The sequence below is a fragment of the Streptomyces sp. NPDC059398 genome (genome assembly GCF_042751845.1).
Taxonomy (GTDB): Bacteria; Actinomycetota; Actinomycetes; order Streptomycetales; family Streptomycetaceae; genus Streptomyces.
The window spans coordinates 28140-31793 of sequence record NZ_JBHYWP010000098.1 but is presented as its reverse complement, the minus strand read 5'-3'; the positions used below and the strand labels follow the sequence as shown (position 1 = coordinate 31793).

The window sequence follows — 3654 nt, the reverse complement described above, 5'->3', positions numbered from 1 at the left end:
ACCGATGACCGGTTCCGGGGCCGCCCCTTCTTCGCTCGGGCCGCTCAACGCATCAGCGTCAGACGTCCTTCGTCATGTTCGGGCCGGAGCCACCGGCCGCCTGCTCGATCGGCGGGGCGTCGGGCAGCGGCGACTTCTCCTCGCCGCGGAAGGTGAACTTCTTGTCGTCACCCTCGCCCTCGACACCGACGACCACGATGTGACCGGGGCGCAGCTCACCGAAGAGGATCTTCTCGGAGAGGATGTCCTCGATCTCGCGCTGGATCGTGCGCCGCAGCGGACGCGCGCCCATCACCGGGTCGTAGCCGTGCTTGGCCAGCAGCGACTTGGCGTCCGCGCTGAGCTCAAGGCCCATGTCGCGGTCCTTGAGGCGCTCGTCGACCTTCTCGATCATGAGGTCGACGATCTGGATGATGTCTTCCTCGGTCAGCTGGTGGAAGACCACCGTGTCATCGACACGGTTCAGGAACTCGGGGCGGAAGTGCTGCTTCAGCTCCTCGTTGACCTTGGCCTTCATCCGGTCGTATCCGGTCTTGACGTCGCCCTGGGCCGCGAAGCCCAGGTTGAAGCCCTTGGAGATGTCCCGGGTCCCGAGGTTGGTCGTCATGATGATGACCGTGTTCTTGAAGTCCACCACCCGGCCCTGGGAGTCGGTCAGCCGACCGTCTTCCAGAATCTGCAGCAGGGAATTGAAGATATCGGGGTGGGCCTTCTCGACCTCGTCGAAGAGAACGACCGAGAACGGCTTCCTGCGCACCTTCTCGGTGAGCTGGCCGCCCTCTTCGTAACCCACGTATCCGGGGGGAGAACCGAAGAGACGGGAAACCGTGTGCTTCTCGCTGAACTCCGACATGTCGAGGGAGATCAGTGCGTCCTCGTCGCCGAAGAGGAATTCGGCGAGCGTCTTGGAGAGCTCGGTCTTACCGACACCGGACGGGCCGGCGAAGATGAACGAGCCACCGGGGCGCTTCGGGTCCTTCAGACCGGCTCGCGTACGGCGGATCGCCTGCGAGAGGGCCTTGATGGCGTCCTTCTGCCCGATGACGCGCTTGTGCAGCTCGTCCTCCATGCGGAGCAGCCGCGAGGACTCCTCCTCGGTCAGCTTGAAGACCGGGATACCGGTGGCCGTGGCCAGGACCTCGGCGATCAGCTCGCCGTCGACCTCGGCGACGACGTCCATGTCGCCGGCCTTCCACTCCTTCTCCCGCTTGGTCTTCGCGGCCAGCAGCTGCTTCTCCTTGTCGCGGAGCGAGGCTGCCTTCTCGAAGTCCTGGGAGTCGATGGCCGACTCCTTGTCGCGGCGGACGTTCGCGATCTTCTCGTCGAACTCGCGGAGGTCCGGCGGCGCGGTCATCCGGCGGATACGCATCCGGGAGCCGGCCTCGTCGATCAGGTCGATCGCCTTGTCCGGCAGGAAGCGGTCCGAGATGTACCGGTCCGCGAGGGTGGCGGCCTGCACCAGGGCCTCGTCCGTGATGGAGACGCGGTGGTGGGCCTCGTAGCGGTCCCGCAGACCCTTGAGGATCTCAATGGTGTGCGGGAGCGACGGCTCGGCGACCTGGATCGGCTGGAAGCGGCGCTCAAGAGCCGCGTCCTTCTCCAGGTGCTTGCGGTACTCGTCGAGCGTGGTGGCACCGATGGTCTGGAGCTCTCCACGGGCGAGCATCGGCTTCAGGATCGAAGCCGCGTCGATCGCGCCCTCGGCGGCGCCCGCACCCACCAGGGTGTGGAGCTCGTCGATGAACAGGATGATGTCGCCGCGGGTGCGGATCTCCTTGAGGACCTTCTTCAGCCGCTCCTCGAAGTCACCGCGGTAGCGGGAACCGGCGACGAGCGCGCCGAGGTCGAGGGTGTAGAGGTGCTTGTCCTTGAGGGTCTCGGGCACCTCGCCCTTGACGATGGCCTGCGCCAGTCCTTCGACGACCGCCGTCTTTCCGACGCCGGGCTCGCCGATGAGGACCGGGTTGTTCTTGGTACGGCGCGACAGCACCTGCATGACCCGCTCGATCTCCTTCTCGCGCCCGATGACCGGGTCGAGCTTGGATTCGCGGGCGGCCTGGGTGAGGTTGCGGCCGAACTGGTCCAGGACGAGCGAGGTCGAGGGCGTGCCCTCGGCGGGACCGCCTGCGGCGGCGGTCTCCTTGCCCTGGTAGCCGGAGAGCAGCTGGATGACCTGCTGCCGCACCCGGTTCAGATCGGCGCCCAGCTTCACGAGGACCTGGGCTGCGACGCCCTCGCCCTCGCGGATCAGGCCGAGCAGGATGTGCTCCGTACCGATGTAGTTGTGGCCGAGCTGAAGAGCCTCCCGGAGCGACAGCTCCAGGACCTTCTTGGCACGAGGGGTGAAGGGGATGTGGCCGGACGGGGCCTGCTGCCCCTGACCGATGATCTCCTCCACCTGCTGGCGGACCGCCTCGAGCGAAATCCCGAGGCTCTCCAGGGCCTTAGCGGCGACACCCTCACCCTCATGGATAAGGCCCAGGAGAATGTGCTCGGTGCCGATGTAGTTGTGGTTGAGCATCCGGGCTTCTTCCTGAGCCAGGACGACAACCCGCCGCGCGCGGTCGGTGAACCTCTCGAACATCGTTAATCGCTCCTCAGAGCGGTCGGGCAGCGAGGGGTCGGTCCCCTCCCAGTCCTTCCGCATGCTAGTCCCGCGGGGCGGGACAGCTCATTCCAACTGCCGACACCCGTCCATGGCCTCCGGCCCGAACAGCCGACAACTGCTCCAACCCGATGGTGCGAGACGATGTTCCCGCAGGCCAGGCAGATACCCCTGTCTCCAGTACGCCGATGGCGAACGTGAGACCGCCTGAGCCGCGTGTCGCCCCTCCCCACTAGGTATGTCTTACCCGCAGAGACTGACAGTCCATGCGGCGCGCGACAGTTCCCCTCAGCTACGGGCGAACATCCGAGCGCCCTTGAACGCCTCCGCACGCCTCTTGCGCATCAACGGAAAGCAATCAAGTCGCAGCGCTCCGTAACCCTGGCGTCCTCCGGGAGTTGCCCAGTCATGGCCTTCACCGTTCCGTCCCCCCGCGAACCGGCCGACCGCACCCGGCGCATCACCGGGAGCGGCAGCACCGACAGCACCCTGCGCTGGTACGAGTCCCGGCTGGGCTGGGCCGCCCTGGCGGGGCCCCCGGTGCGGCTGCTGACCGGGCTGCGTTTCGACGTACTCGATCTGCCGGCCGACGCGGGCTTCGCACTGCTGCGCGGGGCGCCGGTCACGGGACCGGTGGCGCTGGACGGCTCCCGGATGCGGCTGCTGGTGGCGGCGGGCAGCGCCGATGAGCTGCCGGGGCTGCTCGACTGGCTGGAGTGGGGCGGGATCGCGCTGGATCTGACGGCGGTCGGCACGGACGGCCTGATCGAGGCCCCCGCACCGCCCGGCGCGCGCTGTGCGAAGGGGGCCGCCCGCTGGCTGCGGCCCCCGGAGCCGGGGTGCGGTGTGGAGCGGACCCTGCCCGAGTTCGGCCGGTTCGGGGAGCGGGGCGGCGGCCCCGACCTGGTACGGCTCGTGGACGCGGCGGCGACGGAGTGCCACCGGGCCCGGATGGTGCGTGTCTCGGCGGCGTTTGGGGGGGGGGCCCCCCGGTCTCGGGCGCGGTAGTTCACGGGGGTGGACCCCCCGCGGCCCGGGCAGACGCCGTC

General features: G+C 68.1%; 2 protein-coding genes. One reads left to right on the top strand and one right to left on the bottom strand.

The window, feature by feature from the left end; genetic code table 11:
* Positions 1-58 precede the first annotated feature (58 nt).
* The gene (locus tag ACFXBC_RS28180; protein ID WP_385030365.1) at positions 59-2584 is read right to left on the bottom strand and encodes an ATP-dependent Clp protease ATP-binding subunit; all 2526 of its coding nucleotides are present in this window, start codon (positions 2582-2584) and stop codon (positions 59-61) included.
* Between the two features lie 429 nt (positions 2585-3013).
* Between ACFXBC_RS28180 and ACFXBC_RS28175 the strand changes: the two genes are divergently transcribed.
* Complete coding sequence (locus ACFXBC_RS28175) at positions 3014-3613, top strand: SCO3374 family protein (protein ID WP_385030351.1); 600 nt, start codon at positions 3014-3016, stop codon at positions 3611-3613.
* The last annotated feature ends 41 nt before the right edge of the window (positions 3614-3654 follow it).

What these genes read in the sequence shown, in the direction of transcription:
- ACFXBC_RS28180 (WP_385030365.1), bottom strand. Translation starts at nt 2,584, where the DNA reads ATGTTCGAGAGGTTCACCGACCGCGCGCGGCGGGTTGTCGTCCTGGCT.
- ACFXBC_RS28175 (WP_385030351.1), top strand. Translation starts at nt 3,014, where the DNA reads ATGGCCTTCACCGTTCCGTCCCCCCGCGAACCGGCCGACCGCACCCGG.